At 73.9% G+C, this 18,619-nt stretch carries 17 protein-coding genes and 1 pseudogene; 10 read left to right on the forward strand and 8 right to left on the reverse strand.

Translation table 11 applies throughout. The features are described 5' to 3' along the window. Window positions 1–5: 5 nt before the first annotated feature. Window positions 6–1,214 carry an MFS transporter gene (locus ABD236_RS16220; RefSeq protein ID WP_344074407.1) on the forward strand — a complete coding sequence of 403 codons (1,209 nt, stop codon included), beginning with the start codon at window positions 6–8 and terminating at the stop codon, window positions 1,212–1,214. Here the strand turns inward: ABD236_RS16220 and ABD236_RS16225 are convergent. Continuing rightward, the gene (locus ABD236_RS16225) at window positions 1,169–2,155 is read right to left on the reverse strand and encodes a GlxA family transcriptional regulator (RefSeq protein ID WP_344074408.1); all 987 of its coding nucleotides are present in this window, start codon (window positions 2,153–2,155) and stop codon (window positions 1,169–1,171) included. The two genes, ABD236_RS16220 and ABD236_RS16225, sit on opposite strands and share 46 nt — an antisense overlap. An 86-nt stretch (window positions 2,156–2,241) precedes the next feature. Here ABD236_RS16225 and ABD236_RS16230 point away from each other — a divergent pair, with 86 nt between their 5' ends. Both ABD236_RS16230 and ABD236_RS16235 read left to right on the forward strand, forming a co-directional pair. After that, complete coding sequence (locus ABD236_RS16230) at window positions 2,242–3,579, forward strand: MFS transporter (protein ID WP_344074409.1); 1,338 nt, start codon at window positions 2,242–2,244, stop codon at window positions 3,577–3,579. A gap of 27 nt (window positions 3,580–3,606) precedes the next feature. Further along, window positions 3,607–4,305: a hypothetical protein gene (locus tag ABD236_RS16235; RefSeq protein WP_344074410.1), complete on the forward strand. Its 699-nt coding sequence runs from the start codon at window positions 3,607–3,609 to the stop codon at window positions 4,303–4,305. Window positions 4,306–4,339: 34 nt separating this feature from the next. Here the strand turns inward: ABD236_RS16235 and ABD236_RS16240 are convergent, their stop codons facing one another. The 4 genes from ABD236_RS16240 to ABD236_RS16255 all read right to left on the reverse strand — a co-directional run bounded on the left by ABD236_RS16240 (window position 4,340) and on the right by ABD236_RS16255 (window position 9,518). After that, window positions 4,340–4,936, reverse strand: a complete 597-nt coding sequence (locus ABD236_RS16240; protein WP_344074541.1) for a flavin reductase family protein — start codon at window positions 4,934–4,936, stop codon at window positions 4,340–4,342. 57 nt (window positions 4,937–4,993) lie between these two features. Continuing rightward, window positions 4,994–5,803, reverse strand: coding sequence for an enoyl-CoA hydratase/isomerase family protein (locus ABD236_RS16245; RefSeq protein WP_344074411.1), 810 nt, complete (start codon window positions 5,801–5,803; stop codon window positions 4,994–4,996). Beyond that, the gene (locus tag ABD236_RS16250; protein ID WP_344074412.1) at window positions 5,800–8,025 is read right to left on the reverse strand and encodes an acetate--CoA ligase family protein; all 2,226 of its coding nucleotides are present in this window, start codon (window positions 8,023–8,025) and stop codon (window positions 5,800–5,802) included. Before ABD236_RS16250 ends, ABD236_RS16245 begins: the two co-directional genes overlap by 4 nt. 350 nt (window positions 8,026–8,375) lie before the next feature. Beyond that, complete coding sequence (locus ABD236_RS16255; protein WP_344074413.1) at window positions 8,376–9,518, reverse strand: flavin-containing monooxygenase; 1,143 nt, start codon at window positions 9,516–9,518, stop codon at window positions 8,376–8,378. A gap of 215 nt (window positions 9,519–9,733) precedes the next feature. Here ABD236_RS16255 and ABD236_RS16260 point away from each other — a divergent pair, with 215 nt between their 5' ends. Then, complete coding sequence (locus ABD236_RS16260) at window positions 9,734–10,183, forward strand: DoxX family protein (RefSeq protein ID WP_344074414.1); 450 nt, start codon at window positions 9,734–9,736, stop codon at window positions 10,181–10,183. Next, window positions 10,183–10,596: a Zn-ribbon domain-containing OB-fold protein gene (locus ABD236_RS16265; RefSeq protein ID WP_344074415.1), complete on the forward strand. Its 414-nt coding sequence runs from the start codon at window positions 10,183–10,185 to the stop codon at window positions 10,594–10,596. Before ABD236_RS16260 ends, ABD236_RS16265 begins: the two co-directional genes overlap by 1 nt. 458 nt (window positions 10,597–11,054) lie before the next feature. Here the strand turns inward: ABD236_RS16265 and ABD236_RS16270 are convergent, their stop codons facing one another. After that, window positions 11,055–11,711: a pyridoxine/pyridoxamine 5'-phosphate oxidase gene (locus ABD236_RS16270; RefSeq protein WP_344074416.1), complete on the reverse strand. Its 657-nt coding sequence runs from the start codon at window positions 11,709–11,711 to the stop codon at window positions 11,055–11,057. A 141-nt stretch (window positions 11,712–11,852) separates the two neighbouring features. After that, window positions 11,853–13,034, reverse strand: coding sequence for a thiolase C-terminal domain-containing protein (locus ABD236_RS16275; RefSeq protein ID WP_344074417.1), 1,182 nt, complete (start codon window positions 13,032–13,034; stop codon window positions 11,853–11,855). 132 nt (window positions 13,035–13,166) lie between these two features. On the opposite strand from ABD236_RS16275, the gene ABD236_RS16280 reads away from it, so the two are divergent. The 4 genes and pseudogenes from ABD236_RS16280 to ABD236_RS16295 form a co-directional block, all read left to right on the forward strand. Next, a complete protein-coding gene (locus tag ABD236_RS16280) occupies window positions 13,167–14,381 on the forward strand; it encodes a helix-turn-helix domain-containing protein (RefSeq protein ID WP_344074418.1) in 1,215 nt (404 codons plus the stop codon). 90 nt (window positions 14,382–14,471) lie between these two features. Beyond that, a complete protein-coding gene (locus ABD236_RS16285) occupies window positions 14,472–14,678 on the forward strand; it encodes a hypothetical protein (RefSeq protein WP_344074419.1) in 207 nt (68 codons plus the stop codon). A gap of 157 nt (window positions 14,679–14,835) precedes the next feature. After that, window positions 14,836–16,014: an acyl-CoA dehydrogenase family protein gene (locus ABD236_RS16290; RefSeq protein WP_344074420.1), complete on the forward strand. Its 1,179-nt coding sequence runs from the start codon at window positions 14,836–14,838 to the stop codon at window positions 16,012–16,014. After that, window positions 16,011–16,487 (forward strand): annotated as a pseudogene (locus tag ABD236_RS16295) (nitroreductase/quinone reductase family protein); the annotation flags it as partial. The gene ABD236_RS16290 and the pseudogene ABD236_RS16295, both read left to right, overlap by 4 nt. 216 nt (window positions 16,488–16,703) lie before the next feature. Here ABD236_RS16295 and ABD236_RS16300 read toward each other — a convergent pair. Then, window positions 16,704–17,351 (reverse strand): TetR family transcriptional regulator, encoded by a 648-nt coding sequence (locus ABD236_RS16300; protein WP_344074421.1) that lies wholly within the window; start codon window positions 17,349–17,351, stop codon window positions 16,704–16,706. Between the two features lie 350 nt (window positions 17,352–17,701). On the opposite strand from ABD236_RS16300, the gene kbpA reads away from it, so the two are divergent. Then, on the forward strand, window positions 17,702–18,478 hold the full coding sequence (gene kbpA, locus ABD236_RS16305; protein ID WP_344074422.1) for an AfsK-binding protein KbpA: 777 nt from the start codon (window positions 17,702–17,704) through the stop codon (window positions 18,476–18,478). The last annotated feature ends 141 nt before the right edge of the window (window positions 18,479–18,619 follow it).

Raw genomic sequence — 18,619 nt, forward strand, 5'->3', positions numbered from 1 at the left:
GCCCCATGAGTTACCGCGACCTCGCCACGCGCCCCGTTCTGACCTGGGCACTTGTCGCAGTCGGGGCGCGTGCTCCGGTCGCGATGGCCCCCCTCGCCGTCGTCTTCATGGTCCGCGACCGGCCCGGCGGCTACACCCTGGGCGCCGTGCTCGCCGCCGTGTACGTCCTCGGCGAGATCGTCGGCGCGCCCCTGCTCGGCATGCGGCTGCGGGCCGAGCGGGCGCGGCCGCACCTGGCGCTGGGGCTCGCGGGCGGCGCGGTGGGGTTCACCGCGCTCGGCCTCGCCCACGACGCGCATCCGCTGGTGCTCTGCGCGGCCGCGTTCGTCGCCGGGGCGGCGCCCGCGGCGACCTCCGGCGGACTGCGCGCGATGCTCGCCGCGATGGTGCCCGAGCGGGCGGTCCCACAGGCGGTCAGCGGGGAGTCGATGCTGATATTCGGCATCTGGTCGGCGGCCCCGGCCGTCACCACCTGGCTGGCGCTGAGCGTGCGCCCCTATCTGCCGATGCTGGTGGCGGCCGCGCTGATGGCCGCCGCCGTCCCCGGCCTGTGGGCGCTGCCCGAGGGCTGGCGGGCCGACACCGCCGACCGGGACGGCGAGCCGATGCGCCGGGTCCTGTGGCGGGCCTGGCCGGTGTACGTGACCGGCGCGGCCGGCATCTCCCTGCTGGCGCTCGCCGAACTCGTCCTGCCCGCCCTCCTGGAGCAGCGCGGTATCGGCATCGGCTGGGCGGGCCCGCTGCTCGCCGGGTTCTCCGCCGGGTCGGCGGCGGGCGCCCTGGTGTACGGGCTGCGCACGTGGCCCGGCGCGCTGCGCCTGCAGAGCCTGGTGCTGCTGCTCGCGGTCTCGGGGTGTGTGGCGCTCGTCGCGCTGCTGCCGGGCGCGGTGTGGCTGGCCGTGTTCCTGGTGGTGGCCGGTGTCCTCCAGGCCGGGGCGATGCTGACGCGCAACCTGCTGCTGCGCGAGGTGCTCCCGCCGAGCGCGCTGGCCGCCGGGTACTCGGTGATGTACGCGGCCGTGGGCGCCGGTTACGCCGTCACCGGCACCCTCTCCGGCGTCCTGCTGCGCTGGGTGTCCCCGTCCACCGCGATCCTGGCGGGAGTGGGCCTGACCCTGCTCCTGACGGTGCTCGGGGTGCTGCGCGAGCCGGCCCGCGACCCGGCGCCTCAGCCGGCCGGGTCGCTTCCGGCGGCGCGGAAGGTGCGCCGGTAGACGGTCGGCGGGACCCCGAGCGCAGCCTGTAGGTGCTGGCGCAGCGAGGTCGCCGTACCGAACCCGGCGTCCCGCGCTATCCGGTCCACCGACAGGTCGCTCGACTCCAGCAGGTGCCGGGCCCGCTCGACGCGCTGCTGGGTGAGCCACTGCCCCGGGCTCATCCCGGTCTCCTCGCGGAACCGGCGCGTGAACGTCCGTACGGACATGGCCTCCTGCTCCGCCAGGTCGCGCAGCTGGATCGGCTCGTCGAGCCGCCCGAGCGCCCAGGCGCGGGCCCCGGTGGTCGTCGCCACCTGGGCCTGCGGCAGCGGCCGTTCGATGTACTGCGCCTGGCCGCCCTCCCGGTGCGGCGGCACCACGGTCCGCCGGGCCACGTCGTTGGCGACCGCCGCCCCGTGGTCGCGCCGCACCAGATGCAGACAGAGGTCGATCCCGGCGGCGACCCCGGCCGAGGTCAGCACGTCACCGTCGTCCACGAACAGCACGTCCGGGTCGACGGCGACCGACGGGAAGAGCCGCTGGAAGTGCTCGGCGTGCCACCAGTGGGTGGTGGCGGGCCGCCCGTCGAGGTACCCGGCGGCGGCCAGCACATAGCTCCCGGTGCAGATGGAGACCATGCGCGTACCGGGCCGTACATACGCGAGGGCCCGCGCGAGCTCGTCCGTGAGCACACCCTCCTCGTACACCGGCCCCAGCTCGTGCGAGGCGGGCACCACCACGGTGTCCGCGAGGGCCAGCGCCTCGGGCCCGTGCTCGACGAGCACGGCGAAGTCGGCGTCGGTCTGCACGGGCCCCGGCGGCCGCACCGAACAGGTGGTGACGGAGTACAGCGCCTCACCCCCACGGCGCGCCCGCCCGAAGATCCGCTGCGGAATCCCGAGCTCGAAGGGGAGCAGCCCGTCGAGGGCGAGGACGACGACGCGGTGGGGCACGCTCATGGCGCCGAGTGTACGTGGCCCGATCCCTGCGAACCATGGCTATCCAGCCACTCGTCCGGGCCCGGCCGCCCCGCCAGGCTGTGGGCATGTCCCAGACAACCGATGCCGTCGCCCCGGGCGGGGAGGCCGTCTCCGCGCTGCCGCCCCGGCCCGCCCGCCGCTTCCACCGCGCCTGGTTCGTCGCCGCCGTCACGTTCGTGACGATCATCGGCGCGGCCGCCTTCCGGTCGCTGCCGGGGCTGCTCATCGATCCGCTGCACGACGAGTTCGGCTGGTCGCGCGGCACCATCGGGGCGGCGGTCTCGCTGAACCTCGCGCTGTACGGGCTCACCGCGCCCTTCGCCGCCGCGCTGATGGACCGGTTCGGCATCCGCCGGGTCGTGGCCGTGGCGCTCACCGTGATCGCGGCCGGGGCCGGGCTCACCGTCTTCATGGACTCCGCCTGGCAGCTGATGCTCTGCTGGGGGCTGCTGGTCGGGCTGGGTAGCGGGTCGATGGCGCTGGCGTTCGCCGCGACCGTCACCAACCGGTGGTTCACCGCCCGGCGCGGGCTCGTCACCGGCATCCTCACCGCCGCCTCCGCCTCCGGCCAGCTGATCTTCCTGCCGGTGCTCTCGTGGCTGGTGGAGCACCACGGGTGGCGCCCGGCCGCCGTCACCGTCGCGCTCGCCGCCCTCGCGGTGGTGCCGTTCGTGTGGCTGCTGCTGCGCGACCACCCGGCGGACCTGGGCCTCGCGCCGTACGGCTCCGACACGTACGTGGAGAAGCCCGCGCCCGTGCCGGGGGCCGCCACCCGCGCGGTGAAGGTGCTGCTCTCGGCCGTGCGCACCGGCCCGTTCTGGCTGCTCGCGGGCACCTTCGCGATCTGCGGCGCGTCCACCAACGGCCTCATCCAGACCCACTTCGTGCCCGCCGCGCACGACCACGGCATGCCGGTGACGGCCGCCGCCGGACTGCTCGCCGTCATCGGTGTCTTCGACGTGGCCGGCACGATCTTCTCGGGCTGGCTCACCGACCGCTTCGAGTCCCGGCGGCTGCTCGCCACGTACTACGCGCTGCGCGGCATCTCGCTCCTCTTCCTGCCGATGCTGCTCGCGCCCTCCATCCACCCGCCGATGCTGTTCTTCATCGTCTTCTACGGCCTCGACTGGGTCGCCACCGTCCCGCCGACGCTCGCGCTGTGCCGCGAGCACTACGGCGAGGACAGCGCCATCGTCTTCGGCTGGGTGCTCGCCTCCCACCAGGTGGGCGCGGCCGTCGTCGCCTTCCTCGGCGGCCTGGCGCGCGACGCCTTCGGCTCGTACGACATGGTCTGGTACGGCTCGGGAGCGCTGTGCGCCGTGGCGGCGCTGATGGCGCTGGTGATCCGCCGCCCCGGCACCGGTGTCAGGACCGCGGCCGTGGCGGAACCCGCGGCCGCGTGATGCCCTCTTCCTGTGGAGGGGGGCCGAATGATGAAGCCGAGGAACGTACCGGGCGCCGTGCTGGTGGCGGGGCTGCTGTGCGTCGCACTGGCCGGCTGCGGGACCGAGAAGGCGCCGGGCGCGGCGGGCGAGGGGCGGCCCTCGTCGTCGCCGTCGCTCGCCGCCGCGAAGCAGCCGTGCCCGCCGGACGAGACGACGGAGGACACGGCGTCGGGCGGGGGTGTGGACGAGACGTCGGAGGAGGCGTCGCCCGGCACGGGGGTGGACGAGACGACCGACGAGACGACCGACGACGGTGCCGGTTCCGCCGAGCCGCCCACCGACGAGACCACCGACAAGGGCTCCGGCAGCGCCGAACCGCCCACCGGCGAGACCACCGACGACGACGCCGGTGACGCCGGGCCGCCCACCGAGGGCACCGCCCCGCCCTGTCTGCCCGCCGGGTGGTTCGACATGACCCAGGAGTTCACCGACTACTACGCCAAGCACCTCACCAAGGCCGACGACGGCATGTGGCCCTTCCTGGTGGCCGCCCGGCTCCGGCAGGAAGGCGACTCGGTCAAGGCGCTCGTGACCGTGAACTTCATCCCGTCCGGCGCCGACGACTACGAGGGCCGCCGGATCGCCGAGGTGTTCGCGGCCTGGCGCCACGAGACGTACGGGGACAAGGGCAGGCTGCGGATCGAGACCCGCAGCGGCGGCCGGGTCGTCGAGCAGACCTGGTGAGCGGCGACGGGGGCGCGGGCGGGGGGCGGTCCCGTCAGGCGGTGAAGCGCCCGAACCGGCCCCGGTGGAACAGCAGCGGCTCGCCCTCCGCCGTCCCGCCGAGCGCCTCCACGCGGCCCACCACGATCAGGTGGTCCCCGCCGGTGTGGACGGTCCGGATGCGGCAGTCCACCCAGGCCGGTACGCCGTCCAGGCGCGGCGAGCCGGTCACGGGGGCCGCGTCGAAGCCCACCCCGGCGAACTTGTCGGCGCCGCTCACCGCGAACGCCCGGCACAGCGGCCCCTGTTCGGCGCCCAGGACGTTCACGCAGAACGTGCCGGCGCGGGCGATGCGCGGCCAGGTCGTGGACGTACGGCCGACCATGAAGACGACCAGCGGCGGGTCGAGGGAGAGGGAGGCGAAGGACTGGCAGGCGAAGCCGGTCGGGCCGGTCTCGTCCCGGGCCGTGATGACGGTGACGCCGGTGGCGAAGTGGCCGAGGACGCCCCGGAACTCGGCCGGGTCGACGGGCAGCCGCTCGTCGTCCCGTACCGCCCGTAAGTCCGGCCGGGGCAGCGCCTCGACGGGCTCGGCGGGGGCGGTGGCCGCCGCGCCGACGGACCGCAGGTATCGGACGACGGTCGCCGCCATCCCTTCGTGTCCCATCACATCGCCCATTGAACCTGACGGTTCGTCAGATAGGAACCCTCACAGCCCCCGGTACTTCGGCGTCCTGCGCTCCACGAAGCTCGCCACGCCCTCCTGGGCGTCCTGGGTGGTCATGTTGATCTCCTGGGCGGCCGCCTCGGCGGCGAAGGCGGCCGTGCGGTCGCCGTCCAGAGAGGCGTTGACCAGCTGTTTGGCCAGGGCGAGCGAACGGGTCGGGCCGGCCGCCAGCCGCTGCGCCCACTGCCGCGCCACGGCGGGCAGTTCGTCGTCCGGCACCACCCGGTTGACCAGGCCGAGCCGCTCGGCGTCCGCCGCCGCCAGCGCGTCCCCGAAGAACATCAGCTCCTTGGCGCGCTGCGGCCCCACCAGCCGGGGCAGCAGATACGCGCCCCCGCCGTCCGGGACGAGCCCGCGCCGTACGAAGACCTCGATGAACCGGGCCGACTCGGCGGCCAGCACCAGGTCGCAGGCGAACGCGAGATGCGCGCCGATGCCCGCCGCCGTGCCGTTGACGGCGGCGATCACCGGCTTCTCGCAGTCGAGCACGGCGGCGATCAGCCGCTGGGCGCCGAGGCGGATGGTGCGCGCCACGTCCCCGGCGACCCGCTCCCCGGACACCACCGCACCCCGCAGGTCCGCGCCCGCGCAGAAGCCCTTGCCGGTCGCGGTGAGCACGACGGCCCGTACGGCCGGGTCGGCGCTCGCCCCGTCCAGCAGCGCGATGATCCGCTCCCGCTGCTCCCAGGTCACGGCGTTCATCGCCGCCGGCCGGTCGAGCGTGATCCACGAGACTCCGGCGTCGGTGGTGTGCCGGACGGTCTCGGTGAGCGGGCGGGGGTCCTCGCTCATGAGCACACCACCAGGGCGTCCAGCGCCACCGCGCCCTGCCCGCGCGGCAGCACCATCAGCGGGTTGATGTCCAGCTCCGAGATCTCCCCGCCCAGCTCCAGGGCCATCCGCTGGACCCGCAGCACCACTTCCACCAGCGCGTCCACGTCGACCGGCGGCCCGCCCCGTACACCTTCCAGGAGCGCCCGGCCGCGCAGCTCGTCGAGCATGGCGCGGGCCTGGTCCTCGCCGAACGGCGGTACGCGTACGGCCGCGTCGCCCAGGACCTCCACCAGGACCCCGCCGAGGCCCACGGTCACGGTCGGGCCGAAGAGCGCGTCATGGGTGACGCCGACGACCATCTCCACCCCGCGCGCCACCATCTGGCACACCAGCACGCCGTCCAGCTCGACGCCCTCGTACCGGGCGATGTCGGTGAGCTCGCGGTAGGCGTCGCGCACCTGGCTGGCGGAGGTCAACCCGACCTTCACCAGGCCCAGTTCGGTCTTGTGGGCGAGCCGGGTGCCCGAGGCCTTCATCACCACCGGGTAGCCCACCTGGCCCGCCGCCCGCACGGCGGCGGCCGCGCTGGTCACCAGCTGCTCGCGCGGCACCCGGATCCCGTACGCCCGCAGCAGCTGCTTGGCGGCGTGCTCGCTCAGCTGCCGGCCCGGCCGCATCAGCGCCAGGGCCTTGCGGAAGGAGGGCGAGGGCACGCGGGGCGCCTCGTCGAAGGGGGAGCGGTAGGAGGAGGTGAAGCGGTGGTGGGAGAGGTAGGCGCGGACGGCGCCTATGCAGTTGGCGAACGTACGGAAGGTGGCGACGCGCGAGGAGCCGAGCAGCGTCTCGCGGTAGGCGGCCTCGGTGCCGACCGGCGACCCCCACACCACGCACACCAGCTTGTCGCTCCGCTCGGCCGCCTCCACCAGGTCCCGCGCCAGCCTGTCGCTCATGGGCGGGAAGGGCCCGGTGATGGGGCAGATCAGCACGCCCACCGAGGGGTCGTCGAGGATCGCGTCGATGATCTTCCGGCCGCGCCAGTCGCCCACCGGGTGGCCACCGTTGTCCACCGGGTTGGCCACGTTCAGATACGGCGGGATCCACTGGTGCAGCTCGGTCTGCTTGGCGTCGGAGAGGGTGGGCAGGGTCAGCCCGGCCGCCGTGGCGAGGTCCGCGAAGTGGGCGCCGGTGCCGCCGGAGATCGAGTAGACGACCACCCCGTCGGCCACCGGCGGGCGGGCCCGCGCCAGCAGGGCCGAGGTGTCCTGGAGCTCGTCGAGCCCGTCGACGCGGATCACCCCGTACTGCCGCATCGCCGCGTCGACCACCTGGTCCGCGCCGGTCAGCTTGCCGGTGTGGGAGGCGGCGGTGCGCGCCCCGGTCTCGGTGCGGCCGACCTTGACGGCCACCACCGGCACCCGCGCCCGCGCCGCCCGGTCGGCGGCGAGCAGGAAGGAGCGCCCGTCCTTGAGCCCCTCCAGATAGCAGGCGATGGCGCCGACCTCGGGGCGCTCGGCGAAGTACGCGATGAAGTCGGCGCTCTCCAGATCGGCCTCGTTGCCGGTGGGCGCCCAGTGCGACAGGCGCACGCCCAGCTCCTGGAGGGCGAACAGCGGGCGGCCCTGGTGGCCGGACTGGGTGATCAGGGCGATCGCGGGCCCCTCCAGGTCGTCCCGGAAGCGCTCGAAGGCGTTGAGGTTGGTGTTGGGGCCGAGCAGCCGCATCCCGGAGCGCTCCACGGCGGCGGCCAGCCGCTGCTGTGCGGCCGCGCCGTCCTCGCCGGTCTCGGCGAAGCCGGACGCGAAGGCGACCGCGAACTTCACCTTGGCCTCGGCGAGTTCCTCGATCAGCGGCAGCGGATCGGCGACCAGGAGCACCGCCAGGTCCACCTGCTCGGGCAGCTGGGTGACGGAGGTGGCGCAGGGCAGGCCGAAGACGGTGTCGCGGGTGGGGTGCACGGGGTGGACGCGCGCGCCGACCCGCTCGGCCCAGGCGATCAGCTGGCGGGTGATCCCGGTGTTGGGGCGGCCCTCGGCATCGGAGGCGCCGACGACGGCCAGCGACTCGGGCTTGAAGAACCGGTCGAGGTCGGGCACGGGCGCGTACAGGGGCCGGCCGCTGACGTCCAGATCGCCCTCGGCGGCGGCCGTGCCGTGGACGGCGCCGGGCCGGGGCTGCTCGCCGCAGGCGACCACCCGTGCGCGGAGGTCGGTCGTGAGGGTGCCGTGAGTCGATCCAAGCATCGTTCCGCCCGCTCCTGGTCGATGGCCAACATGGCTCTTGCGCAACTGGCTGGTGACGCGACTGGCTGGTAACTGACGCACAGTCAGATTACAGACCTGACGACCAGTCAGGAACCGTCGTGCGGGCAAAAGGCTCACCGAAGGCTCCGGGAGGTGCGGAGGTCCGGCCGAGTACGGATCCCGTACCCGCCCGGGGGGCGCCTACCCGTCACCATTGCGCCAACTACGGCGTACGCGGGTGGGGTTGGAGGGGGGTGAGCGGGATGTCGGCGTGGCTGGGGGGGGCGGCCCGGAGGGCGCGCTGACCGGGGTGCGGCTCCCAGAGGGCGACGGTGTGGTCTGGGGCGGCCTCAGGAGGCCGCGACCGCCTTGGCGATCTTCCGGGCGTCGATGGCGAGCTCCCGGAGCATGCCGCTGATGGGGTTGGTGAACCCGGTGAAGTAGAGGCCGGGAGTCCCGGGCGCGGACCGGCCGCCGTGGGCGGTGGGCCGGCCCCGCCCGTCGAGTACGCCGAGGTGGCCGACCAGGCCCTCCAGCGCCCGCCGGTACCCGGTGGCCGCCACCACGACCTCCGGTGAGATACGGGTGCCGTCGGCCAGCACCACCTTGGCGCCCTCGAAGGAGCCGACCGCCGCGACGGGCTCGACGCGCCCCGACTGCACGGCCGCGATCAGGCCCACGTCCTGTACGGGGATGGCCCCTCCGCGTACGCGCGCGTAGAGGCCCTTCTCCGGCCGGGGCAGCCCCTTGTCGGCGAGATCGGGCACGCTGACGCGGGCCAGCGCCCCGGCCGCCCGGTCCACCAGCGGGACGGGCAGCCGCCGCACCAGGATGCCGGAGGCCTGGGCGGGCCAGCCGGCGGTGGAGCGGCGCAGGATGTGCGGCGCGGTGCGCACGGCGAGCCGCACCCGCCCGGCCCCGCCCTCGGCCAGGTCCACGGCGATCTCGGCGCCGGTGTTCCCGGCGCCGACCACGAGTACGTCCTTGCCCGCGTACGGGGCGGGGCTCGTGTACTGCCCGGCGTGCAGCAGGGTGCCGGTGTACGCGTCGGCGCCGGGCCACTCGGGCAGGTGCGGGGTGTGGTTGTAGCCGGTCGCCACCACGACCGCGCGCCCGGTCAGCCGCCGCCCGCCGGTGGCGTGCAGCAGCCAGCCGCCGTCGGCCTCGACCCGCTCGACGCGGGAGACCTCCACGCCGGTGACGATCTCCAGCTCGTGTACCTCCGCGTACTTCTCCAGGTAGCGCACGACGTCGGCGCGGGCCACCCACCGCCCGAACGAGCGCGGCATCTTGAGCCCCGGCAGCGCGGACAGCCGCCGGGTGGTGTGCAGCCGCAGCCGGTCGTAGTGGTGGCGCCAGGAGTCCCCGACGGCGTCGGCCTTCTCCAGGACCACGGCCCGTACGCCCCGACCGCGCAGCGCGGCGGCGACGGCGAGCCCGCCGGGGCCGGCGCCGATGACGTAGACAGGGCGAGTGGGGTCGTTGGTGGCCATGGGAACCGAGCGTAACGACGCTCCCACTTGATGGGTCTCGGTCAAGACCTGAATCGGTTACGAATCGATTACGCTCCGGAGTTTGCCTTGGCGGGGGTCGGGCGGGGGCCGTGCGGGGGCGGGTGAGGGTGGTGCGAACCCTTGCGCGGGGGCGGCAGGTCCGCTGAACTGGCGCCGGGGAGAAGTCTGACGGTGCGTCAGAAAGGGTCGGTTGGATGGATTCGATCGGGTTCAGCGGGGCCGAGTGGGTCGCCGTCCTGCGGATCGGCCTCGGCCTGTGGTGGCTGGAGAGCTGGCGCCACAAGGACAAGAAGGGGTGGTTCGAGCGCGGCACGGGCATCGCCTGGGCGGCGGACGTGGCGGCGAAACACCGCTGGGAGGCGGTCCGCAGCGGCTTCGAGACCGTGGTGAAGCCCCGGCCCCGGACGATGGCGTACGTGGTGGTGTACGCGGAACTGGCCCTCGGCCTGGGCCTGGTGGCGGGCCTGCTGACGCCGGTGGCCCTGGTGGGCGGCCTGCTCCTCAACCTGCTCTACCTGGTCCTGATGATCCACGACTGGGCCGAGCAGGGCCAGAACGCGATGATGGCCCTCATATCCCTGGTCGCCCTGTTCGCGATGTCCTGGCAGACGTGGTCCCTGGACCACGCGATCGGGTGGTTCTGATGACGCCCCCGCCGCCGGACGCGTCCGCACCGGAGACCGACGCGTTCACGCGCCCGTACTGGGAGGCGGCGGCGTCCGGGGTCCTGCTGATCCGCCGCTGCGGGGCGTGCGGCCGGGCCCACCACTACCCGCGCGAGTTCTGCCCGTTCTGCTGGAGCGAGGACGTCGAGTGGGAGCGGGCGAGCGGCCGGGCCACGCTGTACACCTGGTCGGTGGTCCACCGCAACGACCTGCCGCCGTTCGGGGGGCGGGTGCCGTATGTGGCGGCGGTGGTCGCTCTGGCGGAGGGGCCTCGGATGATGACGGAGGTGGTGGGGGTGGAGTTCGCCGCGCTGAGGGTGGGGATGGGGGTGCGGGTGGGGTTCCGGGAGGGGGGAGGCGGCTCCGTACCGGTGTTCCGGGCGGAGGGGTAGCGCTTTCGGACGCGGCCCGGTGGCGGGTTCCCCGCGCCCCTTTTTGGGCCCGGTGTTTGTCTGAGGGCCGGTGGCGGGCTGGTCGCGCAGTTCCCCGCGCCCCTTTCTGGCCCGGTCCTTGTCTGCGGGTGAGTGGCCGGTTGCTCGCGCAGTTCCCCGCGCCCCTTTTGGGCCCGGCGTTTGTCTGCGGCCCGGTGGCGGGTTGCTCGCGCAGTTCCCCGCGCCCCTAGGGGGTGTGTGGCTTAGCTGGGTTCTCCGGCTGCGGCGTAACTCCCCAGGGGCGCGGGGAACTGCGCGACCAGCCACGATGGACCTGCGGACGAACTCCGGGCCAAAAGGGGCGCGGGGAACTGCGCGACCAGCCACGACGGGCCTGCAGACGAACTCCGGGCCAAAAGGGGCGCGCCCTCAGCCCGCCACCGGGCCGCAGACAACGACCGGGCCGGCCAAAACGCGGCCTACGGCCAAAGATGCTCCCGCTCCCAGCCCGTGCCACCGCCCCCGCGCCGGTACCGCAACCGCACATGCCGCCGCCGCGCGTCCCCCTGGAAGAACTCGACCTCCACGGGGTCCAGCACGTACAGCGTCCAGCTCGGCACCGGTGTGTCCGGGGCGGCCGACGCCCGGGCCCAGGCGGCCGCCGACGCCTCCGCCAGCTCGTCCAGAGATCCCAGCACCTCGCTCTGGCGCCCCACCAGCGCCGCCGCCAACGCCCCCGTGGACCGCGCGTGCAGGTCCGCCTGGGCGGCCGACGCCCCGGCCGTGGTCACCGGGCCGCGGACCCGCACCTGGCGGCCCACCGCGGGCCAGTAGAAGCCGAGCGCCGCCGACGGACACTCCGCCAGCTGCCGCCCCTTCGCGCTGCCGGAGTGGGAGCCGAACCGCCACCCCGCCGCGTCGGCGCCGTGCAGCATCACCGTCCGTACGTCCGGCCGCCCCGCCACGTCGACCGTAGCCAGCGACATGGTGTGCGGCTCGGGCTGCCCGGCGCGGCCCGCGTGCATCAGCCAGTCCTGGAAGAGCGCGACGGGCTCGGCGGGCGCGTCCGCCGGGTCGAAGTGCGGCAGCTCGACGTCCCAGACGCGCAGGCCGTGCAGGTACTCCTCGAATTCCATGCGCCGATTCTCACCCGCCGCTGTGACGGCGCCACGCGAGCCACTCCTCGCGTGTCAGGGCGTACTCGACGTCCCCGTGCTCGTCCCCATGGGGCGATGGTCGCGATGGTCGGGCTGCCCGGGGCCGAGCGGCCAACGGTTTTACCCCCGCCCCAGCACCACCGTCCCGGACGAGCAGAACCAGCCACCGGTGCCGGACGCGACGGCGAGCTCGGGGAGGCGGCCGTCGGCCTTGCGGACCTGGCCGGGCCCCGCCTCGCCGCGCAACTGCCGTACCGCCTCGACGAGGAGGAACAGCCCCCGCATCCCCGGATGGCAGGCGGAGAGCCCCCCGCCGTCGGTGTTCACGGGCAGCTCGCCGCCGGTCAGCAGCCGCCCCTTCCCGACGAACGCGCCCCCTTCCCCCTTCCCGCAGAACCCGAGGTCTTCGAGGGTGACCAGGGTCATGTACGTGAAGGCGTCGTAGATCTCCGCGAGGTCGATGTCGGCGGGGCGCACCCCGGCGCGCTCGAAGGCGAGGCGGCCGGACACGGCGGCGGGCGAGACGGTGAAGTCGTCCCACTCCGACATCGTGGTGTGGGACACGGCCGTGCCCGAACCGAGCACCCAGACGGGCGGCTTGGCGGCGTCCGCCACGTACTCCTCCGCAGCGAGCAGCACCGCGCAGCCCCCGTCGGAGCGGATGCAGCAGTGCAGCTTGGTGAAGGGGTCGGCGATCATCGGCCCCGACAGGACGTCGTCGACGGTGATGGGGTCGCGGAACATCGCGGCGGGGTTCGTGGCGGCGTTGGCGCGCGCCTGTACGGCGATCTCCGCGAGCTGCTCGACGGTGGTGCCGTACTCGTGCATGTGGCGGCGGGCGGCCATGGCGTACTTCGCGACGAGCGTGTGCCCGTACGGGACCTCGAACTGGAGGGGGCCGCGCCCGCCGAACGACAGGTTCGACGTCCTGCGCCCGGCCTTGATGTCGGCGCGGGCGGTGGACCCGTAGACGAGGAGTACGGCGTCGGCGTGCCCGGCGGCGATGGCGTCCACGGCGTGCGCGGCCATCACCTCCCAGGTGGCGCCGCCGACGCCGGTGGAGTCGGCCCAGGTCGGCTTGAGCCCCAGATACTCGGCGACCTCGACGGGCGCGAGCGTCCCGAGCCCGGCGGACCCGAACCCGTCGACCACGCTCCGATCGAGCCCGGAGTCGGCGAGCGCCCTACGGGCGGCCTGGGCGTGCAGCGCGTACGGCGTGGCGTCCCCGACCCGGCCGGTGTCGGAGAGGGCGGTGCCGAGGATGGCTACGCGGCGGGGACGCGCGGGGGCGGGGGCTGCCATGGATCTGACGGTACATCAGATAAGCTGCCGCCGTCCCGACCCCGGGTGAAAGTCCGTCCCGTGCAGGGTGGTTGGGAGGCCCCGGCGTGTGGATCGCCCCGCGTGCGCGGGGCACGGGCGTAGCGTAGGGCCATGGCCTCTGAGCACTTGGGCGACCGGCTGAGTCGTCTGCGTCGCCTCGCCGAGCTGACTCAGGAAGGGCTGGCGGAGCGTTCCGGGGTGTCCGTGGACGTCGTGCGCAAACTGGAGCAGAAGCGCAAGCACAGCGCCCGTCTGCCCACGCTCCACGCGCTGTCCAGGGGGCTCGGGGTGGAGCTCACCAGCCTGCTGGGCGATCCACCCGGAGTGCCCTCCACCGGCGAGGCGGACCCTCCGGCCCTGGTCGCCGTACGCCGCGCGATCATGCCGCCGCTCTTTGCCCCGCCGACGGAGCCGAGTGCGGCCGAGCGGCTTTCCCTGCCGCTCCTGCGGGCGGAGCTGGCCGAAGGGTGGACGCTCTACCACGATGCCGGGTTCGGGCGCCTCATGGAGGTCCTGCCCGGCATCATCGCCGATGCCCGGCTCGCCGCCGCTGTGGGCACCCCCGAGCAGCGGGCCGCCGGGCAGGCCGCGCTGGGCAAGGCCTTGCAGCTCGGTGGGCATCTCGCGATCCGCCTGGGCAAGTCGGACCTCGCGCTGTCGGCTCTGGAGCGCGCCATGGAGGCCGCCGGGCGTTCCGCCGACCCCCTGTTGCCCGCCATGGTGTCCAACTCCGTCGCCTGGGCCTACCAGCGCCAGAACCGGCTGGATGACGCGCAGCACCTCGCCGTGCACGCGGCGGACGCGGTCGAGAGGGAGCACGTTCACACCGCTGGAGGGATCCGGGTGTGGGGCGGCCTGCTGATGTCGGCGGCGACCAGTCACGCGCGGAACGACGATTACGCCACAGCCGACACGATGATGAAGACGGCGGAGAGGGCGGCCGACCGCCTGGCGACGCTTGCCCCCACTCCGGACGGCAAGCTGGTCTCGGTCTTCAGCCGGTCCTCGGTCCGGATCGAGCGCGTACGGCTCGCTGTTCAGCACGGCCGCCCGGAGGAGGCGCTGGCCCTGGCCAAGGGGATGCGGCTCGGCAAGGAGGTCCCGCCTTCCTGGCGCACCTGGCTCCTGCTGGACGTGGCGCGTGCGCACACGGACGTGGGGGACGCGGCGGGGGCTGTTCGCGCACTGGAGTCCCTACGCCGGGTGGCCCCGGCATGGATGCGGCACCACACGCTCGCGGTGGCCATCGTCGGTGATCTGTGGGAGTCATCGGCGCGCCCCCCGGGTCTGCGCAGGCTCGCCGAGTTCTTGGGCGTGGCCGGTTAGCGTGCCGAGACTGGGACGTTGCGTCCCTGTGGAGCGTCGTCGTCCGGCGAAATGATCGTCACCCGACGTACGGAAGAACGGCGAGGCGACATGAGCAGCAGGCGATTCGCGGTGGACGCGGGCACGGACGCCATCGGCGAGGTCGTGGCCGAGTACGAGGGATCGGTATACCTCCGGCCGCCCGGTGGCGGCCTCGAATGGAGTGCCCCGCCCCATCAGGTGCGGCCCTGCACCGAGGCGGAACTGCGCAAGGCGGAGTCGCTCTCGGCGCCGGTCGTCACCTTCCCGTGGGCCTAGAAGTCGAGGAACTCCAGGACCCGGCCGGGGGTATGGCTCAGGAAGGGCGCCCCCGGGCCTGCCGTCCCCGAGATGCAGGGCAGGGGGCGGGGCCAGTGGATCTGATGTACCGTCAGATCCGCCGAGTCGCCCCGCCCACCGGGAGGAGAAGCCGCTCATGGACCCCGATCTCACCCCAGAGCAGCACGAGATCCGCCGTACCCTCCGTACCCTCCTCGCCAAGCGCTGCGGGCCGGACGACGTCAAGGCCGCCGTGCTGACCGGGGCGGGGTACGACCGCGCCCTGTGGCGGCAGGTCGCCGTCGAGCTGGGGCTGCCGGGGCTCGCGGTGCCGGAGGTGTACGGCGGGGTCGGCTGTGGGAGTGCCGAGCTCGCCCTCGCCGCCGAGGAGACCGGGCGCGCCCTCCTGCCGTCGCCGCTCCTCGCCACCGCCGCCCTCGCCATCCCCCTCCTGCTCGCCCTCGGCACCGAGTCGCAGAAGGGTGCGTACCTTCCTCCGCTGAGCCGTGGCGAGCTCACTGCCGCCCTCGCCGTGCCGGGGCCCGCGCTGAGCCTCGCCCTCGGGCTGACCGGCGACAACGCCGACGGGGGGTGGGCGGGAGGTGGGCGCGCCGGGGGTGTGCAGGCGCGGTTCGCCGAGGGGCGCTGGCGGCTGTACGGCGAGGTCGCCCAGGTCCTCGACGGGCACCGCGCCGACCTCCTCCTCGTCGCCGCCCACACCGGCGGCTTCACCGACAGCCGGATCCGCCTCTTCCTCGTACGGGGAGACGCCGAGGGGGTTCGCCGGACCCGGCACACCACCCTCGACGCGACCCGCACCCAGGGGCGGCTGCAACTGCGCGAGGTGGAAGGGGAGTTGGTCGATGGTGGTAGCGGTCTGTTCGATGCCCTCGTCGGCGTCGGTCTCACCGCCGCCACCACCCTCGCCACCGAAGCCGTCGGCGCCGCCGCGCACGCGCTGGAGCGGACCGTCGCGTACGTCAAGGAGCGCGAGCAGTTCGGGCGGCCCGTCGGGTCCTTCCAGGCCGTCAAGCACCGGCTCGCCGACCGTTACGTACAGGTGCAGGCCGCCCGTTCCGCCGCCTACTACGCGGTCTGGGACCCGGACGCCGGAGGGCTCGCCCTCGCACAGGGGCTGGAGGCGCTGCGGTGCACCGCGGCCGAGGCCGTCCAGCTGCACGGGGGCATCGGGTTCACCTGGGAGCACGAGGCGCATCTGTACTTCAAGCGGGCCGCCTCCGACGAGCTGCTCTTCGGGCCGGTGGCGGCGTTGCGGGCCCGCGCGGCGCAGCGGGCCGGGCTGCTGCGTACGCCCGGTGCGGCGGCCCCGCGGTGAGCGCCACCCCGCGCGGTGTGCGCTTCGTGCAGAAGGTGTCCGCCACGCGCGCGTTCGCGAAGGTCGCCCCGCACGTCGTCCCGGCCCTCGACCGGGCCGTGCACCGGCTCACCCGGGGCAGGGTGCTGCCCAGCGCCCGGATGCTGCCGGGGGTCGTGCTCACCGCGCGCGGGGCCAGGTCGGGGCTCGCGCGGCGGACCCCGCTCGCCTGTATGCCGGAGGACGGCGGGACCTGGCTGCTCATCGGGTCGAACTTCGGGCGCCCGGGCCACCCCGCCTGGACGGGCAACCTGCTGGCCCACCCGGACGCCGAGATCAGCTGGAAGGGGCGGGACATGCCGGTCCGGGCCCGGCTGCTTACGGGGCAGGAGCGGGCGGCGGCCTGGCGGGCTGCGCTGGACTTCTGGCCGCCGTACGCCGCGTACCAGGCCCGTGTCGAGCGCGAGATCCGGCTCTTCCGGCTGGAGCCGAGGCCGGGGCGGGCGGACGGGCCGGGGAGCGGGCCGGCGAACGGGCCGGGGAGCGGGCCGGGAAACGGGCCGGGGGACGGGAACGCCGACGGGGCTCACCTTGGTGAACCACCGTCGGCGTGACAGGACTTGAGGGCGCGTGCCCCGGCGCTCACCGCGCGGGCGCGGGGGCGCTCGCCCCGGCGCGGACGCGGTCTGACCCGTGTGCCGCCGCCGCGGCTACTTCGTCGGCTTCTTGCCCGTGATGCCCAGGTGGACGAGGAGCGCCAGGTTCGGCTTCAGCTCGGCCTGCTTGACGCCCCAGGTCTGGAAGCCCTTCTGGTGCGAGGCCACGGCCGCGAGCATCGCGACGATCGAGCCCGCCATCGCCGCCGGGCTGATGTCCTTGTCGACCTTGCCCTTGGACTGGAGTTCCTTCACCGCGTCCGTAAGGGAGTTGTTGACGGAGTTGAGGATCTTCATGCGGATCTTGTAGAACCGCTTGTCGCCCTCGGCGGCACCCAGGTCCACCACGCGCAGGATCGCGTCGTTCTTGCGCCAGAAGTCGAGGAAGCCCTCGACCAGTTCCTCCGCCGTCTGCCAGCCGGCCTTGCCGACCCAGGAGCGGCCCTCCACCAGGGAGGTCAACGCCGCGCCCTCCTTGGCCATTTCCTCCGCGATCTCCAGGACGGCGCCCTCGACGTCGGGGAAGTACTGGTAGAAGGTCGCGGGTGAAGTGCCCGCCTTCCGCGCCACATCGATGACTTTCACGTCCCGGTACGGCGAGGAGCTGAGCATCTCGCTGAGGCAGTCGAGCAGCTTCTGCCGCGTCGCCTGGCCGCGTCGGCCGGCCACGCGGCCGTCGACGGTGCGTACTTGTCCTGTCATGCCGTCAGCTTACCGAGGGGTGATCGGAGCGCGATTCGGCCGACTGCAAATGGGGGCCGGGGGTTGACGGGCGCGCGGGAAGCGCCCGGCCGCCCCCGTCCTGGCCGCCTGGCCGCCCCGCCTCGATCGTCCGTCCGCCACTCGAATGGTGTTATCAACAGCCTGTGGACACGCTCTGTGGACAACCCGTGCGGGAAAAGGGCGCGGGCGCCTACAGTAGGGGCAAAGAGGATCATTTGTTCGATTTGTTCCGCTGCGAGGCGCGGACCGGGCCGCTACCTTCGCCGCGTAGCGGCACCCGCGCCCCACACCGCACCCCGGGCGGGGCCACCAGGGAAGGAACCAGGCTCATGGGCGGATTTCCGGAAGGCGCGCCGTGCTGGGCCGATGTGACGCTGCCCGACCTCGCGGCGGGCAAGCGGTTCTACGGCGCGCTGATGGGCTGGACCTTCGACGAGGACGCCGAGGAGAGGTACGGGCACTATACGAACGCCTTCAGCGCGGGAAAGCGCGTCGCGGGCCTCGTCCCCAAGCGGGACGGCCGGATGCCCACCGCCTGGGGGGTCTACTTCGCCACCCCGGACGCGGCGGCCCTCGCCGTACGGATCAGGGCGGCGGGCGGGAACCTCCTCGGGGACCCGATGGAGGTTCCTCCGTACGGGACGACGGCGGTGGCCACCGACCCCGGAGGCGCGGTCTTCGGCCTCTGGCAGGCCGCCGCGCACACGGGCTTCGAGAAGACGGGCGAGCCCGGCGCCTTCTGCTGGACCGAGGTGTACACGAGGGACGCCGCCCAGGCCGACCGCTTCTACGAGGCGGTCTTCGGCTTCGAGGGCCGGGACGTGGAGGAGACCGACGGCGACTTCCGCACCTGGTCGCCCGCCGGCGCCGAGCCCGGCCCCGACACGGCCTTCGGCGGCCGCGCTCTCCTGGGGGACGCCTTCCCTGCCGAGATGCCCGACCACTTCCTGGTCTACTTCGCGGTCGGCGACTGCGACGCCACCGCCGCGGCCTGTGTGGAGCTGGGCGGCCGGGTGACGGCCGACCCGGTCGACCTCCCGTACGGGCGCATGGCGGTCCTCGCCGATGACCAAGGGGCGAGCTTCGCCATCCTCCAGAAGGACTGAGCGGAGGGGGGCAAGCAGGCGCGGCGAAGGGCGTCGTCGCAGGTGGCGGGGGTGGTGCGGCCTCCGAGGTGTGTCCGGATCGGTATGAGACATCCCGATCCGTACTCGGGTTGGCCACCGGGCGCCTCCGCCAGGAAGAAT

This window comes from Streptomyces crystallinus (assembly GCF_039521265.1).
Taxonomy (GTDB): Bacteria; Actinomycetota; Actinomycetes; order Streptomycetales; family Streptomycetaceae; genus Streptomyces; species Streptomyces crystallinus.